At 58.1% G+C, this 24,062-nt stretch carries 24 protein-coding genes and 1 tRNA gene; 9 read left to right on the top strand and 16 right to left on the bottom strand.

The window, feature by feature from the left end:
* Positions 1-8: 8 nt before the first annotated feature.
* The 4 genes from AC3IUF_RS07410 to AC3IUF_RS07395 all read left to right on the top strand — a co-directional run bounded on the left by AC3IUF_RS07410 (position 9) and on the right by AC3IUF_RS07395 (position 2,250).
* Entirely contained in the window at positions 9-695 is a 687-nt protein-coding gene (locus tag AC3IUF_RS07410; RefSeq protein WP_007911335.1) for a spermidine synthase, read from the top strand.
* A 48-nt stretch (positions 696-743) separates the two neighbouring features.
* Positions 744-1,115 carry a YajD family HNH nuclease gene (locus tag AC3IUF_RS07405; protein ID WP_007911336.1) on the top strand — a complete coding sequence of 124 codons (372 nt, stop codon included), beginning with the start codon at positions 744-746 and terminating at the stop codon, positions 1,113-1,115.
* 205 nt (positions 1,116-1,320) lie between these two features.
* The gene (locus tag AC3IUF_RS07400; protein WP_007911337.1) at positions 1,321-1,791 is read left to right on the top strand and encodes an RNA methyltransferase; all 471 of its coding nucleotides are present in this window, start codon (positions 1,321-1,323) and stop codon (positions 1,789-1,791) included.
* An 81-nt stretch (positions 1,792-1,872) separates the two neighbouring features.
* Positions 1,873-2,250 (top strand): YgaP family membrane protein, encoded by a 378-nt coding sequence (locus AC3IUF_RS07395; protein WP_007911338.1) that lies wholly within the window; start codon positions 1,873-1,875, stop codon positions 2,248-2,250.
* Between the two features lie 169 nt (positions 2,251-2,419).
* Here AC3IUF_RS07395 and AC3IUF_RS07390 read toward each other — a convergent pair whose 3' ends face one another.
* Positions 2,420-3,649, bottom strand: coding sequence for a hypothetical protein (locus AC3IUF_RS07390; RefSeq protein WP_489280814.1), 1,230 nt, complete (start codon positions 3,647-3,649; stop codon positions 2,420-2,422).
* Positions 3,650-3,683: 34 nt separating this feature from the next.
* On the bottom strand, positions 3,684-4,133 hold the full coding sequence (locus AC3IUF_RS07385) for a YcgN family cysteine cluster protein (protein WP_038358388.1): 450 nt from the start codon (positions 4,131-4,133) through the stop codon (positions 3,684-3,686).
* A 279-nt stretch (positions 4,134-4,412) separates the two neighbouring features.
* On the opposite strand from AC3IUF_RS07385, the gene AC3IUF_RS07380 reads away from it, so the two are divergent.
* Positions 4,413-5,006 carry a nitroreductase family protein gene (locus tag AC3IUF_RS07380; RefSeq protein ID WP_007911345.1) on the top strand — a complete coding sequence of 198 codons (594 nt, stop codon included), beginning with the start codon at positions 4,413-4,415 and terminating at the stop codon, positions 5,004-5,006.
* Between the two features lie 132 nt (positions 5,007-5,138).
* Here the strand turns inward: AC3IUF_RS07380 and AC3IUF_RS07375 are convergent, their stop codons facing one another.
* The 4 genes from AC3IUF_RS07375 to AC3IUF_RS07360 form a co-directional block, all read right to left on the bottom strand.
* Positions 5,139-6,071: a D-2-hydroxyacid dehydrogenase gene (locus AC3IUF_RS07375; protein ID WP_007911347.1), complete on the bottom strand. Its 933-nt coding sequence runs from the start codon at positions 6,069-6,071 to the stop codon at positions 5,139-5,141.
* Between the two features lie 104 nt (positions 6,072-6,175).
* A complete protein-coding gene (locus tag AC3IUF_RS07370) occupies positions 6,176-6,469 on the bottom strand; it encodes a YcgL domain-containing protein (RefSeq protein ID WP_007911350.1) in 294 nt (97 codons plus the stop codon).
* Complete coding sequence (gene rnd / locus AC3IUF_RS07365) at positions 6,466-7,599, bottom strand: ribonuclease D (protein WP_123376311.1); 1,134 nt, start codon at positions 7,597-7,599, stop codon at positions 6,466-6,468. Before rnd ends, AC3IUF_RS07370 begins: the two co-directional genes overlap by 4 nt.
* A 163-nt stretch (positions 7,600-7,762) precedes the next feature.
* On the bottom strand, positions 7,763-9,412 hold the full coding sequence (locus tag AC3IUF_RS07360; protein WP_489280813.1) for a phosphoethanolamine transferase: 1,650 nt from the start codon (positions 9,410-9,412) through the stop codon (positions 7,763-7,765).
* 405 nt (positions 9,413-9,817) lie between these two features.
* Between AC3IUF_RS07360 and AC3IUF_RS07355 the strand changes: the two genes are divergently transcribed.
* The gene (locus AC3IUF_RS07355; RefSeq protein ID WP_489280811.1) at positions 9,818-11,011 is read left to right on the top strand and encodes a cyanate transporter; all 1,194 of its coding nucleotides are present in this window, start codon (positions 9,818-9,820) and stop codon (positions 11,009-11,011) included.
* A gap of 176 nt (positions 11,012-11,187) precedes the next feature.
* Entirely contained in the window at positions 11,188-12,123 is a 936-nt protein-coding gene (locus tag AC3IUF_RS07350) for a LysR family transcriptional regulator (RefSeq protein ID WP_007911368.1), read from the top strand.
* Between the two features lie 3 nt (positions 12,124-12,126).
* On the opposite strand, the gene AC3IUF_RS07345 is transcribed toward AC3IUF_RS07350, so the two are convergent.
* The 6 genes from AC3IUF_RS07345 to AC3IUF_RS07320 form a co-directional block, all read right to left on the bottom strand.
* Positions 12,127-12,492: a 5-carboxymethyl-2-hydroxymuconate Delta-isomerase gene (locus AC3IUF_RS07345; RefSeq protein WP_093438263.1), complete on the bottom strand. Its 366-nt coding sequence runs from the start codon at positions 12,490-12,492 to the stop codon at positions 12,127-12,129.
* A gap of 165 nt (positions 12,493-12,657) precedes the next feature.
* Positions 12,658-13,578, bottom strand: a complete 921-nt coding sequence (locus AC3IUF_RS07340; RefSeq protein ID WP_007911372.1) for a LysR substrate-binding domain-containing protein — start codon at positions 13,576-13,578, stop codon at positions 12,658-12,660.
* 73 nt (positions 13,579-13,651) lie between these two features.
* Positions 13,652-15,748 carry a DUF6311 domain-containing protein gene (locus tag AC3IUF_RS07335; RefSeq protein ID WP_489280809.1) on the bottom strand — a complete coding sequence of 699 codons (2,097 nt, stop codon included), beginning with the start codon at positions 15,746-15,748 and terminating at the stop codon, positions 13,652-13,654.
* Entirely contained in the window at positions 15,745-16,131 is a 387-nt protein-coding gene (locus tag AC3IUF_RS07330; protein WP_489280808.1) for a GtrA family protein, read from the bottom strand. The genes AC3IUF_RS07335 and AC3IUF_RS07330 overlap by 4 nt, the downstream gene beginning before the upstream one ends.
* Positions 16,128-16,838 (bottom strand): class I SAM-dependent methyltransferase, encoded by a 711-nt coding sequence (locus AC3IUF_RS07325; protein WP_489280806.1) that lies wholly within the window; start codon positions 16,836-16,838, stop codon positions 16,128-16,130. The genes AC3IUF_RS07330 and AC3IUF_RS07325 overlap by 4 nt, the downstream gene beginning before the upstream one ends.
* Positions 16,839-16,841: 3 nt before the next feature.
* Positions 16,842-17,807, bottom strand: a complete 966-nt coding sequence (locus AC3IUF_RS07320; RefSeq protein WP_007911386.1) for a glycosyltransferase family 2 protein — start codon at positions 17,805-17,807, stop codon at positions 16,842-16,844.
* Positions 17,808-18,083: 276 nt separating this feature from the next.
* Here AC3IUF_RS07320 and AC3IUF_RS07315 point away from each other — a divergent pair, with 276 nt between their 5' ends.
* Both AC3IUF_RS07315 and AC3IUF_RS07310 read left to right on the top strand, forming a co-directional pair.
* Entirely contained in the window at positions 18,084-18,275 is a 192-nt protein-coding gene (locus AC3IUF_RS07315) for a YegP family protein (RefSeq protein ID WP_007911387.1), read from the top strand.
* 438 nt (positions 18,276-18,713) lie between these two features.
* Entirely contained in the window at positions 18,714-20,711 is a 1,998-nt protein-coding gene (locus tag AC3IUF_RS07310; RefSeq protein WP_123376316.1) for an acyltransferase family protein, read from the top strand.
* A gap of 550 nt (positions 20,712-21,261) precedes the next feature.
* Here the strand turns inward: AC3IUF_RS07310 and AC3IUF_RS07305 are convergent.
* The 4 genes from AC3IUF_RS07305 to bamC form a co-directional block, all read right to left on the bottom strand.
* Positions 21,262-21,351: transfer RNA gene (locus AC3IUF_RS07305), tRNA-Ser, on the bottom strand.
* A gap of 83 nt (positions 21,352-21,434) precedes the next feature.
* On the bottom strand, positions 21,435-22,148 hold the full coding sequence (gene purC, locus AC3IUF_RS07300) for a phosphoribosylaminoimidazolesuccinocarboxamide synthase (RefSeq protein ID WP_007911389.1): 714 nt from the start codon (positions 22,146-22,148) through the stop codon (positions 21,435-21,437).
* Between the two features lie 28 nt (positions 22,149-22,176).
* On the bottom strand, positions 22,177-22,938 hold the full coding sequence (locus AC3IUF_RS07295; RefSeq protein ID WP_007911390.1) for an MBL fold metallo-hydrolase: 762 nt from the start codon (positions 22,936-22,938) through the stop codon (positions 22,177-22,179).
* A 6-nt stretch (positions 22,939-22,944) separates the two neighbouring features.
* The gene (gene bamC, locus AC3IUF_RS07290) at positions 22,945-24,060 is read right to left on the bottom strand and encodes an NlpB/DapX family lipoprotein (protein ID WP_007911391.1); all 1,116 of its coding nucleotides are present in this window, start codon (positions 24,058-24,060) and stop codon (positions 22,945-22,947) included.
* Positions 24,061-24,062 lie beyond the last annotated feature (2 nt).

The raw sequence follows: 24,062 nt of genomic DNA, 5'->3' as shown, positions 1-24,062 counted from the left end.
AGATTTCCATGAAACGTTTCGTTCTGCTCGACACCACCCCGATCCCTGAAAGCGGCGGTGCCCTGTGCCTGTTCGAGTATGGCGAGGATTTTGTCATCAAGATCCAGGGCGGCGACGGCGGGCAATTGATGAACACGCGCATGCACGGCTCTGAAGATGCCTTGGCCGAGATCCCTTGCCGCAAGGTCGCCGGGCGTCCGGATTCGCGGGTACTGATCGGCGGTCTGGGCATGGGTTTCACCCTCGCCTCCGCGCTCAAGCATCTGGGTAAAACAGCCGAAGTGGTGGTCGCGGAACTGGTCCCCGGCGTGGTCGAGTGGAACCGTGGCCCGCTCGGGGAAAAGTCCGGTCGTCCGCTGCTCGATCCGCGCACGGTGATCCGCCAGGAAGACGTGGCCAAGGTGCTGCAAAGCGAGCCGAACGGCTTCGACGCGATCATGCTCGACGTCGACAACGGCCCCGAAGGCCTGACGCAGAAGGCCAACAGTTGGCTGTACTCCGCCGCTGGTCTGAATGCCTGCGCCAAAGCCTTGCGCCCCAAAGGCGTGCTCGCCGTATGGTCGGCCAGCGCCGACCGGCTGTTTTCCGACAAATTGAAGAAGGCCGGTTTCAAGGCCGAAGAAGTCCAGGTCTTCGCCCACGGCAACAAGGGCACGCGCCACACGATCTGGATTGCCGAGAAGCTCAAGGGCTGAGCTAAACTCTGCCCATAACCGTCATTAGTCTTTTACAAAGGTGAACCCATGAGTTCGTCCACCCCAACCAATACGTCGAAGCTGGATCGCATCCTCGCCGACAACCAGCGCGACAAGGAAATGGGCTACCGCGACAAAGCCCTGAAGATGTACCCGCACGTCTGTGGCCGCTGCACCCGTGAATTTTCCGGCAAGCGCCTGAGCGAACTGACCGTGCACCACCGCGACCACAACCACGACAACAACCCGCAGGACGGCTCGAACTGGGAGCTGCTCTGCCTGTACTGCCACGACAACGAACACTCGCGCTATACCGACCAGCAGTATTTCAGCGAAGGCTCGCTGAGCACGCCGAAGATTGCCAAGGCAACGCACAACCCGTTTGCCGCGTTGGCCGGGTTGATGAAGAAAGAAGACTGATCTTCATTGCCTGAACTGGCCTCATCGCTGGCAAGCCAGCTCCCACAATGATTTTGATCGCTCACAAATTTTGTGAACACCCGAGATCCCTGTGGGAGCTGGCTTGCCAGCGATAGGGCCAGAGCAGAAACCGCAGATCTCGAATCTGCCCGCCCTCTCCCAATCCCCGTATAATTGCGCTCTTTTTCCCGAAGGCACCCCGCTCGTGGCAGACAAACGGTACAGCTGCATTGGTTTGTATAACCCCAAATCACCGGAGAACGTCGGTTCGGTGATGCGCGCCGCAGGCTGCTATGGCGTGGCGTCGGTGTTCTACACCGGCAAGCGTTATGAACGCGCCGCCGACTTCGTCACTGACACCAAACGCGTGCACTACGACATCCCGCTGATCGGCATCGACGATCTGAAAAAGATTCTCCCGCTCAACTGCGTGCCCGTCGCCGTGGAACTGGTCGAGGGCGCCCGCCCGCTGCCGGAATACACTCACCCGGATCGCGCCCTGTACATCTTCGGCCCCGAAGACGGCTCGCTGGATAAAGAGATTCGCGACTGGTGCGAAGACGTCGTGTACATCCCGACCACCGGCTGCATGAACCTCGCCGCGACGGTCAACGTCGTGCTCTATGACCGCATGGCCAAGGGCTTGAACACCCGCTCCGGGCCAAAATTCCGCTAAAACATCGCACATTCGATGGAACGAGCTGACCGCTCCGGCAGTCAGCTTGTTTATCCATTACTCATTGCCTGGAGAAAGATCATGACCGAGCTCAAACGCGTCGAACGTATCGAATCCACCCCGTTCCAGAGCCGTTCCGAGCAGAACGTCGAAGGCTGGGAGCGCATCGGCTCGCTGGCTGGCGGCGTGATCATGGTCGGCAAAGGCCTGCGCCGCGGCGGGGTGTTCGGCTTGATTCAGGTGGCGATTGGCGGCGTGGCGATGGCGCGTGGGATTACCGGGCACAGTTCGGTGAAGAGCCTGATCGAGAAGAGTCGTCAGGACATGAACAATGTGCGGGCGAAGATCGAGCGGGCTGGGGAAGAGTTGAGCAAGCTGAAGGCGAATGCCGAGGCGGCGACCAGCACCGCCACGGTGACCGGCAATGATTCGGTGAAGTCGCCGAAAGCCGGGGTTTGATCCGAGATTTGCGGTGGGGCTGACGGCCTCATCGCTGGCAAGCCAGCTCCCACAGGTTCTGTGGAGACCACAGAATTTTTGCCCAGCCCCAAATCGGCTTATTGGTTGTGCACTGATTTTGTGCCCATCCCAAAACACTGTGGGAGCTGGCTTGCCAGCGATAGCGGTGTCACTGAAGCAACGCGGTATCAAGGACTTTGGAGGACTCGCCAAGCACGCTCTCCGCCAGTTGCACAAACTCCTTGGTACTCACCGTCCCCAAATGCATCGCCCCACGCAACACATCATCCAGCGAACGCTTGTTGCGCGTCTTCAAGCGAATCTCGCGATCCAGCTCCTGCAATACCACCACCGCCTTCGAAACCTGTGCCGGGCTGATCTGCTCGCCGCGCAAGGTCGTGACTTTCTGGCTGTCCCTGGCCAGTTTCGCCTGCAAACTTTGATAACGCTCATCGCTCATGCCACCGGCGCGGCGCACCAGTTCAATGGCGTAATACTCGGCAAAACCCTCGCTGATCCAGTCGCTGCGCTGCTCGTCGTTGATCCGCCCGAACACCTGCGCCAGCTCACGCACCAGCGCGCTGCTGCCGCTTTCGCTGACCAGCGGCAACCGTGTGTTCACGTAGATGGATTCATGCGCACCGAGGCTGCCGCGCCACATCGGGTCGTTGGCGCCGACGATCAACAGTTTGGTCGGATGGCGCGGATAGACCGCCTGCACCTGCGGCCAGACGAACGTCAGCAACGTCATCACGTCCATCCTGCGCATGCCCTGCCCTTGCGGCGAGGCCACGGTGACTTCGGTTTCGCCCAAACGTGTGCGGCGGCTGCCGAGTTGGCCGGCGAGCATCCAGCCGGTCGGGCGGTCGAACAGGCGTGAGGGGTTGTCGATGCGGAATTTGTTTTTGCCGATGCGCGGCCAAGCGGTTTCGATGCTCTTCCAACCGTCGGGCAATTCGAATTGCAGACGCGCGACCAGTTCGGTGCCGTCCTGTTGATCGAGTTTGGCTGGCGGTACCAGTTCGTCGCCACGCATCAACGCCCAAGTCGGGGTCATGCGCGTGTCGAAACTACCGTTCTTGCGGCCGTGGCTGATGCGCACGCGGTAGCTCAGGCTGGACTTTTCGCTGGCGGGACGCCAGACCCCGCGCGCCTGTTTACCCGGGCTCAGCAGCCACTGGCCGTCAGCCTTGAAGTCGCTGTAATGGCTGCCGTCGCCAAGATCGAAATCGAGACTGCGCACCGCCTCACCTTTGGCCAGGGTCAGACGCACCTCGGCCTGATCACTTTGTGGCAACAGGCGCACGTGATAATCCAGATCGACTTTCTTCACCGCCCAGACCGGCGCACTCAGTGCCAGCAGCGCGATCATCAACGCCCGCTGCAATCCGACAGCCATACACACTCCCTGGTAAAGCTTGCGTGCGCAGGGATCAGCCTGCGCGGAAAATCAGGTGATCTTCCCAGTCATCCTCCGGCACGCTGCCTTCAGCGAGCATGCGCCCGGATTGGGAGATCCGTTCATGGTGCACCGCGTCGCGGTCACCGCACACCAAGTGGTGCCACAGCGGCAGATCCTTGCCTTCGCTGACCAGTCGATAACCACAGGTCGGCGGCAGCCATTTGAATTCTTCAGCCTGGCCCGGGGTGAGCTGGATGCAATCCGGGACAAATTTGATGCGATTCGGGTAATCGCTGCACTGGCAGGTTTTCAGGTCCAGCAGTTTGCAGGCGATGCGTGTGTAATAAACGCTGTTGTCCTCTTCATCCTCGAGTTTCTGCAGGCAGCACAGACCACAGCCGTCGCACAGCGATTCCCATTCCTGGTGATTCAGCTGATCGAGGGTTTTGCGTTTCCAGAACGGTTCGACTTCGGCGGCCATGGCTCAAGCATCAACATCAGGTGGTGAAAAGGCCGCCAGTCTAGTGCTCAAGGCCTTGCGGGCCAAGCGTTGGCGACTGCCGGTTATGCGGGACTTGTCAGTTTTTGTGGCGGCGCGTAGCTTTGCCAGTCGCAAGGAGCCTTGCCCGCAAGCCATTAACGCTCGACCGCGTTGCATTGTGGTGAACCCTCAGGCTCGGAAAACCCCATCGTTCAGCGCAACTGATCCCGCCGGGTTTTCATTCAAATCCCTGACTCAAACGTAGCAAGGAATCTCTCGATGAGTGCCAACCCTCGCGTTGCCGATTACGCCATTCACCCACAATTCACCGACCGCTGGTCGCCGCGCGCCTTTACCGGCGAAGCGATTCCAGAAGAAACCCTGCTGAGCTTCTTCGAAGCGGCACGCTGGGCGCCCTCGGCGTACAACTCGCAACCTTGGCGCTTTCTGTACGCGCGTCGCGATACGCCAAACTGGGAGCGTTATCTGGGCCTGTTGAATGAGTTCAACCGTAGCTGGGCGCAGCATGCGTCGGCGCTGGTGATCGTGATTTCGAAAACCACGTTCACTGCACCGGGCGCCAGCGAAGAAACTCCAGCGTTGTGGCACACCTTCGACACCGGTTCGGCGTGGGGTCATCTGGCGCTGCAAGCGAGCCTCAGCGGCTGGCACACCCACGGCATGGCCGGGTTCGATCAGGAGCTGACGCGCAAGGAGCTGAACATTCCTGAAGGTTATGCACTGCACGCAGCGGTGGCCGTTGGCAAACTCGGTGACAAGGCAACGCTGGCTGAATACCTGCAGGCCCGTGAAGAGCCGAGCCCGCGTCGCCCGCTGAGCGAACTGGCGGCGGAAGGCGACTTCACCCTCTAAGCCACAGCGCAAATGATCGTTCCCACGCTCCGCGTGGGAACGACTCAAGGGACGCTCCGCGTTCCAATGGGACGCAGAGCGTCCCCGGCTGCATTCCCACGCGGAGCGTGGGAACGATCTGAAGCAAGGAGATCAGTAGCCGCGGTTGAAATCCACTTCCCCGCGCAACGCCTCACCCGCCTGATACGCCTTCAGGTTCTCGACAAACAGCTGCACCATCAACGCCGGTGACGTCGGTGCCGAGCTGTGCCCGGTCAGCAGCAAGCCCCACGCCGTCCAGAACGGATGCCGTTGCGGCAGTGGCTCCTGACGGCAAACGTCGATCACCGCCCCCGCCAGATGCCCTTCCTTCAACGCTTCCACCAGATCGGCATCGACCACCGCAACCCCGCGCCCGGCATTGATAAACAACCCGGTCGGTTTGAATTGCTTGAACAGCGCCGCGTCGTAGATATCGTGGGTGTGCTCGGTATTCGGCAGCAGATTGACCACGTAATCCACCTCGCCCACCAGCCGTGGCAGATCGGCCATCGAGCCGACTTCGACAAACGGCGCCTGCTCGCGGGCAGTGCTGGCGATGCCGTATAACTCGATGCCGAACGGCAGCAGGAACTGCGCCACGCTCTGGCCGATGTCACCGGTGCCGACGATCAGCACTTTGCGTCCGACCAGGCTCTGGCCGCTGCGATTGTCCCACTTGCGTTCGACCTGGCTGACCAGGCGCGCCAGCACTTCGCGCTCATGGCCGAGGATATAGGTCAGCACGTACTCGGCCATCACCTGACCGAAAATCCCCACTGCACGGGTCAAGCGGTAATCACGGCGCAAACCGTCCGCGAGTAACGGCGTAATGCCGGCCCAGGTCGATTGCAGCCACTGTGGCTGGTGCCCTTGGCGCAGCAGGGTCGCCAATAGATCCGGTTGCCCAAGCCACACCGGGCAATCGGCCGCCTGCCGGGCCAGCTCGGCGGAGTCGCCGCTGGTCAGTACTTCAAGCTCGGGCGCTGCCTGACGCAGCAGCCGGGCGTATATCGCGTGGTCGTGTTCAGCAATCAGAACGCGCATCTTCAAACCTTTCGCAAACCGTGCAAACGGCCGCCGGATTCGGGCGGCCATCGCGGTAAAAACAGTTCCAGGGTAAACCGAGACTCAGAACAGAGCCTCGCAGATCAGACCGGGTCGTTGCGTCGCAACAACTCTTCGGGCAAGTGCTCGATGTACTCGTCCTCGGCCGGCGGCATCTGCAGGTGGTAGCCCTGCTTGTCGAGGTTCTCCAGGACCACGACGATGTCTTCGCTCGCCAGTTTGCGCTCGGGCGACAGCACCAGATCGAAGGAATGCTTCGGCTTGCCGAACGCCAGCATCAGCGCTTCCGGCACACGCTCAAGCGCATCGCTCTTGAGCACGTAAAGGTACATGCCGCTGCGCTTGGAGCTTTGGTAGATGGAACAAATACGTTTCAAGGCTGTTCTCCGGCGGTGGCCAGGCTGTCGAGCAGCTTCTGACCCATGAGTTCGCGGCGCCAGCCACGCAACGACTCAGGCAATTGGTAAGGACCCTCGGGATAACCGCTTTTGACCAGGGCTTCGAGGGTTTTCTTGCGCAGCATCAGTTCCGGGGCAATGCCCAGACGCTCGGCCTCCGCCTGACCCAATGCGCGCAGTTGTTTGATCAACGCAGCGGCTTCGATCGGCAACGGCTCCGGTACAGCCGGCGGCCATTGATCAGGCCCCACACTGCCAGAGCGCTTGATCAGATCAAGCAGAAATTGGCCGTCCTGACGCACGGTACGCGGGTGCATGTCTTCGATCTTGCCCAGGGCGGCGAGGTTGTCCGGTTGCGTGCGGGCCAGCGGCCACAGCGAATGCTCGCGGACAATGCGGTTGCGCGGCAGATCGCGGGCGCGGGCTTCTTTTTCACGCCAGGCGCACAGTTCACGCAGTACGGCCAGTTGCGCACGCGAGAGTTTCCACGCCAGTTTGGCCTCGCGATAAACCTCGTAAGGATCGGTTTCGCGGCGCAGGTTGGCGACCAGTTCGGCACCGTCCTCCAGCACCCAAGCGAATTTGTCGTCAGACAGTTTCGGCCGCAGCTGTACGAAAACCTCCGCCAAGTGCACGGCGTCTTCGGCGGCGTAGCTGATTTGCGTGTCGGACAACGGACGCTGCAACCAATCGGAGCGAGTCTCGCCCTTCGGCAGTTCGATGCCGAGCACTTCCTGCACCAGCCGCGAATAGCCCATCGAGAAACCGAGGTTCAGGTAAGCCGCGGCCAGTTGTGTGTCGAACATCGGCGCCGGCAGGCTGCCGGTCAGGCGCAACAGCACTTCGAGGTCTTCGCTGCACGCATGCAGGACTTTGAGCACTGCCGGGTTTTCCAGCAGAGCGGCCAGCGGTTGCCAGGCATTGATGGTCAGCGGATCAATCAGGTAGGCGCGTTTGCCGTCGCCGACCTGCAACAGACCGGCAATCGGGTAGAAGGTGTCGACCCGCATGAATTCGGTGTCGAGGGCAACGAACGGCAGCTGCTGCCACTCGGCGCAAAACTGCGCGAGGCTTTCGTTGTCGCGAATCCAGTGAATATCGATGGCCACACGGCTCTCCCTTGAAGAATGGCGCGCAGTATATATCGCCACCGGCGATTTACGCGCCTGTGAAGGGCAAGAGCTGTAACGAAATGTCCTGCCAGAGAGCAAGAATAGTCTGACAGTGGAAACAGACAGGCCCGACGCGTCAGCACGACGGAGCCGATTGGACTCATTCCTTGGCGAGCACGCCGTCGATCACCGCGCCACGGCAACCGGCAAACATGTCCAGATCCGGCTGATAGACCTTGCTCTTGACCTCCAGCAGACCCAGCATCGAGTGGAACAGGTTGTCCTGGCTCAGCGGTTTGTCGCGGCTCATCTGCAGGCAATGGGTGTCGACCGAATAAGCCTTCTGATAGTTATCGGAGAACCACGCCAGCATCGCGACATGCTTTTGTTGCTCCGGCGCCAGCATGTAAGGCGTGCCGTGCAGGAACAGGTTGTATTCACCAAGCGACTCACCGTGGTCCGACAGGTACAACATGGCGGTATCGACTTTGTCCTGATTGCTGCGCAATACATCGATCAGGCTCGACAGCACATGGTCGGTATACACCAGCGTGTTGTCGTAACCGTTGACGATACTTTCGCGGCTGCAGTTATTCAGCGCGTTACTTTCACATACCGGGGTGAAGTGCTCGTATTCCTTCGGATAACGCTTGAAGTATTCCGGGCCATGGCTGCCCATTTGATGCAGAACCAGAACGGTGTCCTTGTCGAGATGATCGATAAAACTCTGCAGGCCTTGCAGGAGGATTTCGTCGCGGCACTCGCTGTTGGCGCACAGCGCCGGGTCTTTCAGGTTGCTGACATCTTGCAGGGTGACGCGATCGCAAGTGCCTTTGCAGCCGGACTGGTTGTCACGCCAGATCACGTCGATACCGGCACGCTTGAGCACGTCGAGCAGACCTTCTTCATTCTTCGCCTTGCTGGCGTCGTAATCCTTGCGACCCATGTTGGAGAACATGCACGGCACCGAAACAGCCGTTTCCGTGCCGCAGGAATGTACATCGGTGAAGGCAATCAACCCGGCTTCCTTATCGAGTTGCGGCGTTGTATCGCGGTTGTAGCCAAGAATGCCGAAGTTCTCCGCACGGGCGCTCTCACCCACAACCAGCACGGTCAGGGATTTGCGCGGCTGGAGTTTCAGATCGGGATTACGCTGGGCGTCTTCGCCGATCTTGGCGAACGGTTGCTGCGCCGAAACCACTTGCTCACGCAGGTAACCAGCCGAAGCGCCAATGTAATTGCTGGGCACCAACATCAGGCGAATTTCGTGATGATTGCGAAACAATGAAGACAAGCCCTGATAGTTGGCCAGGGCTACGCCGCCAATTACCGCGACCGAGGCGACACTGACAATAACTTTACTGAGCAACTCACGGTGCCAGCGACGATAATTAATCGGTAACTTCCACAAAAAAAATGAAGGCAAGACACCGAGCAACAAAATATAAGCAAACAACTTTAACGAGAGCAGATCTCGCACTTCCGTTGCATTGGTTTCGGCAAAGTTACGAAACATGCCGGCATCGATCATGACGCCATATTGACTCATGAAATAAGCCACGCCGGCGCTGACCAGGAATATCAGCGTCAACAGCGGTTTGAGCAGCGGACGAAAGGCCAGAAACGTCAGCACAATGTTGAATGCCGCGAGGATCATTACCCCGAACGCCACGCGCATGGCGATGCCCTTGCCATCGGCGCCGGTAATCTCGAACAGGTGTTGCCAAAGGACAACATTGCAGCCGATTAAAAGAAAGGCACTGGCAATCAACGTCACCCATTCCGGGCGCACGGCTTTTAACTTCAACATAGAAAGGGCGATTCCTGAAAAGAAGAGCCTCGGTCCATGAAAGAAATTTCAATTGTGAAAATTTCATTAACTAAGGCACGAGAAACTTTAAGCAGGCAAGCATCAATTTTTTGTGAAAAAGACGCCAACGAATAGTTGGCTTTTGGCAATGCGCTTAAACTTGCGAAGTATTTGAGAATGGTTCAGCTTTTATTCAGCAGACAATGCGGCCCCTGTAGGAGCTGCCGCAGGCTGCGATCTTTTGATCTTGATCTTTAAAGCCAGATCAAAAGATCGCAGCCTCGTTGCACTCGACAGCTCCTACAGGGATCGGTATTTGATTTTTAAAAAGGGCTGTGGATTTTCTGGTTTGCTCGGCACAAGCGGTTCCGCGCCTAATCGTCGGCCCCGCTCAAAGGTCTGATGATGGAAAACGTCCGCGCCACTGCTCGCCCCGCTGTCTGGCTGATGCTCGCGATCATGCTCGTCGCCCTCAATCTACGTCCGTCGATGGCGGCGGTCGGCCCGTTACTGTCGGCCATTCGCGCTGACATCCCGCTGAGTTTCAGCGTCGCGTCACTGCTGACCATGCTGCCGGTGATGGCCATGGGGCTGGCGATGTTTTTCGGCATTGGCATCAGTCAGCGGCTGGGCGAGCAATGGACGGTTTTCCTGTCACTGCTGATCATTGGCCTGGCGACGCTGTCGCGGCTGTTTATCGAATCGGCAGCCGAACTGATCGTCAGCGCCGTGTTCGCCGGCCTCGGCATCGCGCTGATTCAGGCATTGATGCCGGCGCTGATCAAATCGCGCTTCGCCGACAACGTCGCTCTGTGCATGGGCTTGTATGTCACGTCGATCATGGGCGGCGCCGCCATTGCGGCCTCGTTCGCACCGCTGGTGATGGTGCAGACCGGGAGCTGGCGCAGCGGTTTGGCCATCTGGGCGATTCTGGCATTGCTCGCGTTGCTGTTCTGGTGGTCGCAACGCAGCCAACTGTCATCCACGGTGATGGCGGCAACCAGGAAAGATTCGTTGTTTGCCCATTCCCGCGCCTGGTTACTGGCCATCTTCTTTGGTTTGGGGACGGCGTCCTATACCTGCGTGCTGGCCTGGCTCGCGCCGTACTACGTGGAAAAAGGCTGGAGCGAACAAGACGCCGGGCTGTTGTTAGGTTTTCTGACGGCCATGGAGGTGATTTCCGGCCTGGTGGTGCCCGCGATCGCCAATCGCAGCCGGGATCGGCGGGTGATGCTGATGGCGTTACTGATGCTGATCATCGCCGGGTTTTGCGGCCTGATCCTCAGCCCGCAACAGCTCAGCCTGCTGTGGCCCTGCCTGTTAGGGCTGGGCATTGGCGGTTTGTTTCCGATGAGCCTGATCGTCTCGCTCGATCACCTCGACAACCCGCAACGTGCCGGTGGGCTGACCGCATTCGTGCAGGGCATCGGTTACTTGATCGCCGGCCTTTCGCCGCTGCTGGCCGGAATGATCCGCGATTGGCTCGGGAGTTTCGAGTGGGCCTGGTGGTCGCTGACCGTTGTGATGGGAGTGATGCTGTTGATGGTGTGGCGCTTCGATCCCAGGCATTACGCCCGACACTTTCCCTCGTCGAGCTAAAGGCTTCTGGCCATCTTTCAGCGGTTTGATTGGCGACGTCGTGTTACTAAAACTTTCTGTCCCACAACTGACTGTGAAACGTCCTACAGGGCTTTGTCCTGGCACCATCGTTCCGTTAGGATCGTTCGCACACGTTTGCGCGGATTCAGCGCAAGGAGCACAGCGAGACAGAACGGATGCTGAACAGTAACTTGCTTCGAAAGCTCGACATGCAGGATCTCATGGTGTTTATCGCTGTTTATGAGCAAAGCAGCGTTACCGATGTGTCAGAAACCCTGTTCGTCAGCCAGTCCACCGTCAGTTACTGTTTGAAAAAACTGCGCACCAGTTTCGAAGACGAACTGTTCATCAACACCCGCACCGGCATGCGTCCGACCTACAAGGCCAGCACCATGTATGGCCATGTGCAGAAGATCCTCGAAAGCATCAACCTGTGCCACGCCGGCGCCCCCACGTTCGACCCGACCCGGCAAGCCGTCACCTTCAACATCTGCGCGCCGGAATACTTCGAGCAACTGATTCTGCCGCGCCTGTTGAAACGTTTCGATTTCGATGACTTACCGGTGATGGTCAACATGCACAAGTTCGAGACCGACGTCCCGGCGGATGAACTGCGCGACGGCAGCCTTGATCTGGTGATCAGTTTCGGTCCCAATTTCCACCGCCATCACACTGACCTGAAATCACGGATGCTGCTGGAAGATGATCTGGTCTGCGTCTTCGACAAACGCGCCACGCCACTGGAACCGCGCCTGAGCCTGCAGGCCTTTACCGAACGTCGGCATGTGTTTCCGACGCCGTGGACATCGACCACCAACATGGTCGACGGCTGGCTCGCGCGGCAGGCGCAAAAACGCCAGATCGTCGCGCGCTCGAACAGCTACAGCGCGGCATTGAAAATGATCACCGGGACTGACTTCATCCTCACCCTGCCCCGCCGCATCCAGCGCTTGCTGACCAACGAAGCGGTGTTCAATCACTGTGAGGCACCGAACGGCTTGCCGGGCTTCACCCTCGACATGCAGTGGAGCCAGAGCGTTGATCAGGACAGCGCCAACCTGTGGTTGCGTGAGCAGGTGGTCAAGGTGTGCAGCGAACTCGAAGCGGCCTGAGTCCTACACGCCAATCGCGGTTTTGCTGTAGGACTCGCGATCCATGTCGACCAGCTCAACGCACAGCTGCACCTCGACACCGGCCGGCCATTCGCACAGGTCCTGCAAGACTGCCAACAGGCTTTCTGACAACTGCTTCTTGATCTGCGGCGAACGCCCGCTGAGCAGCGCCAGCTTCACATAGACGAAGGCGCGCTCGGCCATAGCGGTACCGACCTTGAAGGTCTCGACTTTTACCGCACGGCTCTTGATATCGAACTCCGCCGCGAACTGACCGGAGCCCACCAGGGTGTTGTTGAGCCGCATCAACGCGACGTCGGCGTTCAACTGCGGCAGGTTGGCGGTGTATTCCATGTGCAGGTGTGGCATTGCAGATCCCCGATGAGTTGGCAGAAAGGTCGTACATATAGCACATGTGGCTCATCACCAATCCCTGTAGTAGCTGTCGAGTGAAACGAGGCTGCGAACTTTTGATCTTGAGATTTGAAGATCAAAAGATCGCAGCGTGCCGCAGCTCCTACACGGTGTTGTGGCTCAGGATGGGGTCAGTGGTCGTTCGCTCATGAATTGCTCCAGCCGCGAACGCAACCAGCGTTCGGCCGGATCGCTGTCCACATGGCTGAGCCAGACCATCGACAGATCCAGCGTCGGCGTCTTGAACGGAAACGGTTCCTTGAACAGCAGCCCCGAAGTGGCCATGGCCGCGGCGGTGTAATCCGGCAGGCTGGCAATCAGGTCGGTGCCGGCCAGCAGCGCCGGCAAAGCACTGTATTGCGGCACCGACAGCACCACCTGACGCGTGCGCCCCAGCTCTGCCAGCCACTCATCGGCAAACCCACTGACGTTGGCCGTGTGCGAAACCAGCACGTGCGGCCGCGCGCAATATTCATCCAGCGTCAGCGGCGTATCGCTAGCGTCGGCGCGCAGGATGCTCGGCTGGATGTGCCGCAGCAATTTGCGTTTGGCATTGGCCGGCAGACCTCGGGTCTGGCTGATGCCGACCGTGATATCACCCGCCGCGAGCAGGTCGGGGATGCGCCAGTAATCAACGTGTTGCACCACAAACACCACGTTCGGCGCTTCCTGGCGCAGCGCACGCAACAGCGGCGGCAGCAGGCCGAACTCGACGTCATCGGAAAGGCCAATGCGGAAGGTCATGGTGCTGACGGCCGGGTCGAAATCGCGGGTCAGACTCAGCGCGACCGAAAGTGAATCCAGCGCCGGCTTGAGGTGGCGGAAAATATCTTCGGCACGGGCCGTCGGTTCCATGCGATGGCCGACGCGGATAAACAGCGGATCGTTGAGCATCGTGCGCAAACGATTGAGCGCCGAGCTGATGGTCGGCTGGCCAAGGAACAGCTTCTCGGCCGCCCGGGTCACGTTGCGTTCGAGCATCAAGGTCTCGAACACCACCATCAGGTTGATGTCGGCCTTGCGAAGTTCATTGCGGTTCATCCATTGCCCCCTGCCCCCCGGAATACCGGCAGTGTAGAAAGGCCGAAGCCCCGGCGTCCATCGCCACGGTGCGTCAGTTCACCGTCAAGCGCTTCAAGCCAAGCCCCATGACCCGGGAATCGTCGTTCAAGCCCAATTGTTGCGGACTGATGGCATCGGGCAAATGAAACTCGATTGTCAGGCGATCATCGTCCGCTAGATGCTGACGGATCGCAGGACTGATCGGGATCTCCAGATGATTACCCTGATGTTGCACCAGGCGCGTAGTCAGCACCTGCTCGCCATTCACACTGACGATCACTCGCTGCGCCGGGTGTTGCGGCAAAACGAATGCCATGACCTCCAACGCAATCGAGCGCGCCTCGGGTGTCACCCGCAAGTCGAGTTGCGCCTGCTGCCCCGCCGACCATGTTCCCCAGTTTTCCGCGGTCGACCAGCCGCTGACCAACTGCCGGGCGGAGTAGTTGAAGATCAGCGTCTGACCGGGACGCATCAATGCCAGTAGTGACATCCGCCGCCCTTCATCCGGCATGCTCAGACACTGCGAACAACGCTTCCAGCCCGGCGCCAGCACTACCAGGCCATCCACTCGGGTCAGCAGATCCGTTTCACTGTTGACGCTTTGGGCGGCATCAGCCAGCACGGTGTCGTCGAGGATGTACAACGAGTCGGCGTCGTACTGCCCAGACTCAAGCATGCGCTGCGCTTTTTGCCGCGCCTGCTCCAACGCTTTGGAACTCATCCGCCCCAGATAAACGGCGTCGGTTTTCAGGCCTTGAGTCGCGGCAAAATCGGCGATCACTTGCCAGCGCTCAGACTGATTCTGCGGCATCAGACTGCGGATATTCGGGTAATGCGCCGCCGCACTCGCCCAGAACGGATCACGCATCGGCGTTGCCCATTCTGCGGACGGCGTCATCATCTTGCCGTTGCGCAAGCCCATCCAGCCGTTGCGCGTGTCGACGACCTGCAACGTCAGCGCCAGCGCCAGCAGCGCGACGACGATGCGTGGCCGGTAACCGCGCACCAGCAGGAACATCACCATCAGGATGAGCGCGTACAACACCGGCCAGAACATCCGCCCCGAGGCGCGAAAAACGTTCGCCAGTTTGATGGCGATTTTCGGTAGCGGGTAGCTGAACGTGTGTGCGCCGACGCCGATCTGGTTCGATAGCGCAAACAACGATAAACCGATCAACGCCAGCATTAGCCAAGGGCGAACGCGAAGCTCATCCTTCAGCGGTTGGCGGTTTCTCAGCCAGGCAATCAGCGCCAACGGCACCAGCAACAACACGCCAAGGCCCGGATAATTGAAGCCTTCGTAATCGCCGCTGGCTTTTGGCAGGTCCGGCAAAATCAACGACCAACCTGCCGGATCCAATGGCGACAGCAGGTTCATCCGGTACAAACCGAAACCGCCGGATTGCGCGCCATCAGCAATAGCGAAGTATCCGACCTGCCAGCAACACACACTCACCACGGCAAACAGCGAAACGCCTTCGAGCAGACCCTGTCGCCGCGTCAATTGTTGGCTGAAGGTCTTGCCGAGCAGATCCGCCACCCAGATCAGCGCCACCATCGCCAGCAGATACGCATGCACCATGGCGGTGACCGCCAACAACGCGCCCCAGGCCAGACGACGTCGATACAGGTTCGGTAATAACGCCAGGTACAGCGCCGCCAGAATCAGGAAATGCCCGGACAGGGAAAGGTGCCCGCCCATGCGCAGGAACATCGGCGGCGAAAACACCAATAAACCTGTGCCCAGCAAGCGAATCAGCGGATTCCCCGTCATCAGCCCCAGCAGTTTCCAGCCAAACCACGCTTGCAAGACGAAACACGCCAGCAGCCACAGGCCGAAGTACTGGAAGGTCGCCGGTAACCACGCGTTGAACGGTTTGAACAGCAACGCCAGCAGCGGATTGGAGTCGGAGAAAATAATCGAATTGCCCAACTCCAGACCATAGAACGGGTTAAGCCCGAGCGGAAAGGTCCAGGGGGAGTGCCGGAAATATGCCCAGCCCAGATAATGCGTCGCCGGATCGCCCTGCTCCAGCCAGGCAATGTTTTGCGGATCCAGCGCTTGCGGCCCGATTACGCAGAAAAACGCCAATACGCCGAGCAACAACGGCAAAAGACCGAGCACCGGATGGTTTGGTGAAGCCTTCATCGATACGTCCAGAAATTGTGCAAGACAAAGGTGAACGCTGGAATCGTCAGTGCCACCGCAACAATACCCAGCAGATAGTGCAACCCGGCAATCTGCGCAGCCCAGGCAACGAACATCGCCAGGAAAAAGCCCCCCACGGATACCAGCAGGAAGCGCAGCAGCGTTCGGCCGTGCAAACGGGCAGAAAAAATCCAGGTGGTGTTGATCACGTAGGACACCACCGTCGCCACGGCAAATGCCACGCCGTTGGCCAGCGGCGGTTGCGCGGCGATGAAGTTGATGAACAGCACCGCCACCAGCGCATGCAGCGCGGTGACGAACAGCCCGGTCACGGCAAAGCGCACACCACGCTGGATCAATGCTGATTTTTGCGCCGAGGTCACGGTTTTTGAGCCAGCACGAACACGCTCAACCCGGCCAGACGGTTCGCGCCCATCAGCGGCAGTTCAAGGTTGCACAAGGTTTTGAGGACACCGTTCACCAGCGGATGATGACGCTTGAGTTGCGAACGCGGCGGCTGGGCTTGCGCGCCTTGCGGCAGCAAGCGCAACGCCGCCGCAATGGGAAACACCGCGCCGAAATAATAGGCACCGCGCTGCACCGTCAAACCAGCATCACGCGCCAGCGTTTCGAACTGAGCCAGCGTGTAGCGGCGCTTGTGCTCGAGAAAGTCGTCGTGACCGCTCCACAAGAACTGGAACGCCGGCACTGTCATCAGGAATCGACTGCCCGAGGGCACTTTATCGACGTACATCTTGAGCAAACCGAGATCGTCATCGACATGCTCCAGTACGTCCATCAACAACACCAGATCGGCATCGATGGTTTCGATCCCGCGACGGTAGTGCACCGGTTTGCCGGCGGTGGTCGCGCTGGAGTCGGCGGGATAACTTATATCCACGCACCACGCTTCGCGTGCATCGGTGTGCGTCAGCAAATGGTGGGAGAAAAATCCCGAACCGGCGCCGACATCGAGGATTCGCTTGATCGGTGCTTCACCGAGCATCCGTGTGGTGGCTGCGGCTTTCGAGCAGTAATACCAGTGCTCGTTGATGGCGTCGCCGAGGATGTCGGTTTCCTTGAGATCCATGTATCAGTCCTTGGGGTCGTAGACGCGACGCACCAGAAAAACCGGCCGGCGTTTGGATTCGATATACGTGCGGCCCAGGTACTCGCCGAGCACTCCGATGCCAATCAATTGCAGCCCACCGAGAAAGGTCACGGCCACCATCAGCGAGGCATAACCGGGCATGTCGACACCGTGGATCAATGTGCGCAAGACAATGAAAATGGCGAAGGCAAACGACACCAGCGACACTAGCGCACCGACATACGTCCAGACCCGCAATGGCTCGGTGCTGAAACTGGTGATGCCCTCCAGCGCGAAATTCCACAACCGCCAACCATTGAACTTGCTCTGCCCCGCCACCCGCTCCGGACGCTCGTAATCGACGTGGGTGGTGCGAAAGCCGACCCACGCGAACAGGCCTTTCATGAAGCGTCGGGATTCGGGCAAGGTCAGCAAGGCATCGACCACGCAGCGATCCATCAAGCGAAAATCACCGACGTTCTCGGGTAAAGGCTGTTCGGCAATTTTGTTGTGCAGGCGATAGAACCAGTGGGCGGAAGTCTGCTTCGCCCAGGTGTCGCTGCGGCGGCTGATGCGGTGACCGAGCACCACTTCAAAGCCTTCTCGCCAGCGCTCGATCATCAGCAGAATGACTTCCGGCGGGTCCTGCAAATCGGCATCGATGGGTACCACGATCTGTCCAGTCGCGATCTGCAAACCGGCGGACAGCGCCGCTTCTTTGCCGAAGTTGCGGCTCAGGTCGACGATACGCAGGCGCACATCCTGACGCTGATGCTCGAGCAGGCGTTCGAGCGTGGTATCGGTGCTGCCGTCATTGACGAACACCAGTTCAAGATCGATTGACGTCTGCGTCTGAAAGACTTCATTGATGCGCCGCAAAAACGTGTCGAGGCTGTCCTCCTCATTAAAAACGGGGACCACCAGCGATAACGTCACCTGCCCGGCCTGCTGCGTTCCGTGCTCAGTCAAAGGAGTGCTCTTTTTATAGTGATTGTCGGTCGCCGAACGATATTCGACGCCATGAGCCGTTCCGTATTAAGCAGCAGCGTCGACAACGTTGCAAGGATCAGACGGCGTCATTTTGGCCAATCCACAGGCCTATTGCTGCGCTCTAGCCCGCGCTCTTCAGAAACATCCGCCAACGATTGGAAACAAATGTCCGATAGCCAAAAAAACCGTCTGCGCTAGGCTTGCGACCATGCGCCACACAGGCTGTCGCACAATGAATCGCATGGAGCGAACTGAATGTATTTCGAGATTTACAGGCAATCCAAAGGCACCCCGAGCACCGGCAAAGGACAATGGCGCTGGAGACTGAGGGCGGGCAACCACGAGACCATTGCCAGTGGCGAGTCTTATGTGAACAAGGCGGATTGTTTGCATGTGATCGGACTGATCAAGGCTGTGCAGGGGGAGACGCCGGTTAAGGAGATTTAACCGCGCGGGTCGATGCAGTCTTAGTCCCCATGCCAGGGAAGAAGTGAAAAAACTTATTAAGATCGGTATGCAAGGACAAGGCGATGCATAACTCGACGCATAGCGATGTGTATGACTTGATCAAACGGAAGCTGGTGCATTCGCAGTCGTGAATGCCTGATGTGGAGGCGATGTTGCTTCTGCTGAAATGAGAAAGCCCCATAGATTTTCATCTACGGGGCTTTTTCCGTGTAATGGCGAAGAGGTAGGGATTCGCCGCCCTTATTAACCCCATGACGAAATCTCCCTTTCGCAGCAGATTTCGCTAAACGCCTAAGCTGTTTTCCTTTTGCTGCTCGTCGCGGCAATTCGACCGGAGTTTCCTTGGCAACGAAATAGTGGCACTATCGCGACCTCCCGCCCTCACCCTGCAACTAGCAAGAAAATGAGCCAACGTCAATGACAAACCCCAATTTAAAATACAGAAGAGACATAGACGGCCTCCGCGCGCTGGCTGTTATTTCTGTTGTGATTTTTCACGCATTCCCGACTCTGGTGCCTGGGGGATTCGTAGGCGTTGATATATTCTTTGTCATATCCGGCTTTTTAATCGGCACCATACTACTTAAAAGCATTGACCGAGGCACTTTCAGTTTTTCAGATTTTTACGCCAGAAGGATACGTCGAATCTTTCCAGCCCTGACCCTGGTGCTAATAACCTGCTGGGTTGTTGGAAAGCTTGTCTTGTTACCGAATGAGATGACCGAACTCTCCAAGCACATCGCAGCAGGCGCAGGATTTGTAGCAAATTTTGCATTCTGGTACGAGAGTGGATATTTCGACACCGCAGCAGAACTAAAACCATTACTGCATCTATGGTCACTCGCAATTGAAGAGCAATTCTACCTGCTTTTCCCCATGATACTTTGGGCGGCCTGGAAGGTAAGACTTAGCGCTATCAAGCTAATTCTGGCTATTGGATTAGTATCACTGATTTTGAATCTCTACTTCATAGGTGTAGATCCAAACGCCACATTCTACCTACTGCCGACCCGCGCATGGGAACTGCTGGCAGGCACCTTGCTGGCTTGGGCCTGTTTACAGCCGTGGTGGGCGTCGAAGTTCGAAGGACAGCAATCCAGACTCAATGACGCGCTCAGCGCTGCCGGGCTCGCACTCATATTCTTCGCACTATTTAGCTTCAAGCCGAGCGATCAATTCCCCGGCTGGCGCGCAATACTTCCTGTGCTGGGGTCGGTACTCCTAATAGCAGCAGGACCTTCATCTGTAATTAACCGAAGAATTTTCTCAACACGGGTGGCTGTCGCCATAGGTTTGATCAGCTTTCCGCTGTACCTCTGGCACTGGCCTCTGCTTGCGTTCGCCCGCATAGTCCAAAGTGAAGAAACCAGTATCGAGATAAGATCGGCGGCGGTCGCAGCATCAATATTACTAGCATGGATTACTTATTCATTAATCGAGAAGCCGCTTCGCGCCGGAATAGTAAAGCAGCCGCGCCAAACCCCGGCTTTTGTCGGGTTGATGATAGTTATCGCGATTGGCGGATTTGCAACCTATAAACACCCAGCCGCTACCCCGCTGGAGACCAAAAACGAAGTAGCCCGAGCCATCGAGATAAATACCGCAATTTCGCTGACGAACTGCGCAACCAGATTTCCCGACTGGAACACCATGACTGATAACCCGTGCCTGATTCAGGATGGCTTGATTACCAGCGCAGTCATAGGCGACTCACATGCGGCACACCTGTTTGCAGGTCTAAGCACCTACTCTAAGGCCGACAAGGGTTTAGCTGTTTTTCCGGCCAGTTGCGCTGCGCCATTTTACGATACATCTACCGCACAAAAGGACAAAGCCGCCGCGAAGGTTCGCGCGAATGCCTATCGCCTCATCAATGAGGCATATGATTACGCCTCAAAAAACAGCAGCGTAGTAAACGTACTTCTTGCGCATAACCCAAAATGTTCTTGGGAGGACGCTGTAGACATTCGAAACCCTGGCGAGAAGGATTTCAGAAAAGTTCTGGAATCAGGCATGAGGAGATCCTTCGAAATGCTATCTGAAGCCAAGAAGAATATTGTGGTGGTGCTAGACAACCCAACCCTGCCGTTTGACCCATCGGCATGTGTCACACGCCCTTTCCGAATTACTGAAAAGAATGATGGCTGCTCATTCCCAAGGAAAGTTTACGATCAGGACAGCGTAAATTCCGCCTATAACGAAATTGTTCAACGCGTGGCAAAAGACTTTACCAACGTAAAAATAATCGACTTAGCGTCGTTGTTCTGCGATTCCGACAGTTGCTACGCTGCGAAGGGCGGAAAAGTTCTATACAACGACAGAAACCACCTATCTATGTACGGCTCGCAATACGTTGCTCCGTACATTCTAGAGTCCCTGCGCCACGAAAAAAATGAGCGCACCACGCAGCTTTAGTCGTTATCGATAGCTATTTGACCCGGGCAGAGCTGAACTGGCTGAAATCAAGGATGACAATATGAAATTTCGTGCACTCGGGAAAGATTGCTGAATGCACGCTGTCTTTGGCCAGGTCAGCACTGACATGATCAATGCGAGCGCAAACGGATTACATTAATAAAAGCTTGGCACAGACGGGGTGCAATCAGCCCCCGTTCGCCGATGTCTCTGATGCCCCATAACTCCAGTCAATCTGCCAGCCCATTGGGGCCACCACTGTCTTACGAGCGATAACCTCGCCCCCTCCCGATCTGCCAGCGAGTGCAGCTCGAACGCCACCCAATATACGCGACCGACTCAGAGCCCCCTTGCAGCCCCTCAAGCAGCTCAGGGATGCGCAGCAGTCGCTCATTGCCGAACAGAGCCAGACTGCAGTGTAGGGAACCGCGCAACACCCCAAAGCGCCCTTACGGTTCCTTTTGCCCTGGAAACGCCCTGAACGAAAGCCCGAAAACGAAAAAGCCCCCGTAATCAGCAATGATTACGGGGGCTTCGTCTTGTTCAATAATGGCGGAGAGATAGGGATTCGAACCCTAGGTACCGGTGAAGGTACAACGGATTTCGAATCCGTCCCATTCGGCCACTCTGGCATCTCTCCAACGGCGCGCATCATAACAACACTTTTACCGAAAGCAAACCCTCTTTCGAAAATTTCTTCGTGCTATCAGATGCTTGCGTCGATTAAAGCGGTACACCCAGACGATTGGCGACTTCTTCGTAGGCTTCGATGACATCACCGAGGCCCTGGCGGAAGCGGTCTTTGTCCATCTTCTTCTTGGTGTCCTTGTCCCACAGACGGCAGCCGTCCGGGCTGAACTCGTCGCCGAGGACGATGGAGCCGTCGCTGAACACGCCGAATTCAAGCTTGAAGTCGACCAGCAGCAGGCCGGCGTCGTCGAACAGCTTGGTCAGGACTTCGTTGACCTTGAGCGACAGTTCTTTCATGCGAACCAGTTGCTCGGCGGTGCCCCAACCGAATGCCACAACGTGGGATTCGTTGATGAACGGGTCGCCCTTGGCGTCGTCCTTCAGGAACAGTTCGAAGGTGTAAGGGTTGAGCTTCAGGCCTTCTTCGACACCCAGACGCTTGACCAGGCTGCCGGCGGCGTAGTTACGCACGACGCACTCGACCGGGATCATGTCGAGCTTCTTCACCAGGACTTCGTTGTCGGCCAGCAGTTTGTCGAATTGGGTCGGTACGCCGGCCGCTTCGAGTTTCTGCATGATGAAGGCGTTGAACTTGTTGTTGACCATGCCTTTGCGGTCGAGCTGCTCGATGCGCTTGCCGTCGAACGCCGAGGTGTCGTTGCGAAACAGCAGGATCAAGCGGTCAGCGTCGTCGGTCTTGTAAACCGATTTGGCTTTGCCGCGGTAGAGTTCTTCACGTTTTTCCATGATGGGCTCCGCTTGCTAAGTAGGTGGGCTAGGCGATGTGGCGCCAGTCGAGCCCTGAATCTTGATCGGCCAGTTGCAGCCAGTCCGGGTCGCACCCGAGGGTGTCGACAAAACATTGCCGGGCCAGCTGCGGCAGGTTGTTCTTGCTGCTCAGGTGGGCCAGGACCAGATGTTGCAAGCCCTGCCAGCCCAACTCGGACACCAGGAATGCCGCCTGATGGTTGTTCAAATGTCCCAGCTCGCCGCCCACCCGTTGCTTGAGAAAGTACGGGTAATGACCACGGGCCAGCATGTCACGACAATGGTTGGACTCGATCATCAACGCATCGAGGTCCCGATAACCGTCCAGCACCCGCTCGCAGTAGGACCCCAGGTCCGTCAGCAGGCCGAAACGCCGCTGCTCGTGATCACTGAAGACATACTGGGTCGGTTCCTGCGCATCATGGGCCACGGCAATGACCCCGATGTTCAGTGCGCCGATCTGCAGTTGCTCGCCGCCGGCCAGAAAGCCCGCGGGTTCAATCGGTTTGCGCATCCCGCGCAGTGTGCCGCGACTGAGGTAGACCGGTAGATTGTAGCGCCGAGACAGCAAACCCACGCCATGCACGTGGTCGGCATGTTCGTGGGTTACGAGTATCGCGCTCAGTTGCGCCGGGTTTACACCCAGGCGCAACAGGCGTTTTTCGGTTTCCCGCAGGGAAAAACCACAATCCACCAGCACGTACGTATCAGCACTGGCGATCAGCGTGCCGTTCCCTTGGCTACCGCTGCCGAGAACGGCAAAACGCATGGTTGATCAGCCCAGGTTGTCCTGAATCACGCTCAACACTTTGCGTGCCACTTCAGCCGGCGCGACGGTGTTGATGTTTTTCTCGACGGTGACCTGAATGTTCTCGCCAACCTTGCTCAGGCGAACCTGATAACGCTCGGCACGGGCTTCAACTTCTTCCTTGCTCGGCGCGCTGCCGAACAGGCTGCTGAAGAAACCAGGCTTGTCGTCTTTCTTCTCGGCTTTTTCGGCCAGGTTGATGTAGTACAGGCCGAGGCTGCGGTTGATGTCTTCAACGCGCCATTCGCCTTGTTCCAGTGCACGGCCAACGCTCGACCAGGCACGGTCCAGATCGGTACCGACGTTCAACACCGGGTTACCGCTGCCGTCTTCGCTGAGGCTGACACGGCTCGGCGTATCGAAATCACGCGAGGCCAGCATCGACACCGAACCGCCCTTCTCGGAGATCCGGCTCATGCTTGCGAGCATGTCATCGACCAGCGCCGCGTCCAGACCCGTGTTGACCGAACGGTTGGTGAAGGCCACATCGGCAGTGCTACCGGCAGGACGCTCGGCGCTGACCACGTAGATTTCACTGGTGTTGCGCTGCACGCCCGGCTCGATACGCACACGCACGCGGGTTTCGCTGTCGCTGGCGATACCGGCTGCGCTCAGGCGCTTGGCCATGGACGCGGACAGTTCGTCGGAATGCTGCCAGGTGGTGGTGAATTCGCCGGTTTGCGGGCGCTGTTCATCCAGACGGAAACCGTTGTCCTGGAAGAACTGCACCGCCACTGGCCAGACTTCGGCCGGTGGGTGCTGGGCTACGACCCAACGCGAATCACCGCTCTTCTGCAGCGAGTAATCGCTGGCATCGGCAACGGCCGACAGCGGCTGAGGACGCGGCACAATGTATTCGCCCTTGGCGGTGTCATCAGCAACGTTGCGCGGGATCGGCAACAGCGGATCCAGACGCTTGGAAGTGCTGACATCCGGTGGCAGTTGCATCGGTGCAGTCTGTTGCGCTTCCAGGTAATCGCTACCACGGTCACGGAAATAACCTTCCGGGCCCCAGACCCATCCGCAGCCACTGGTGCTGGAGATAATCAAGGCAAGTGCGGAAAGTCCGGCCATTCGCTTCATGC

The organism is Pseudomonas sp. KH_040 (genome assembly GCF_057839305.1).
Note: the sequence above shows the minus strand (reverse complement) of the source record. Positions and strands in the feature narration are given on the sequence as shown.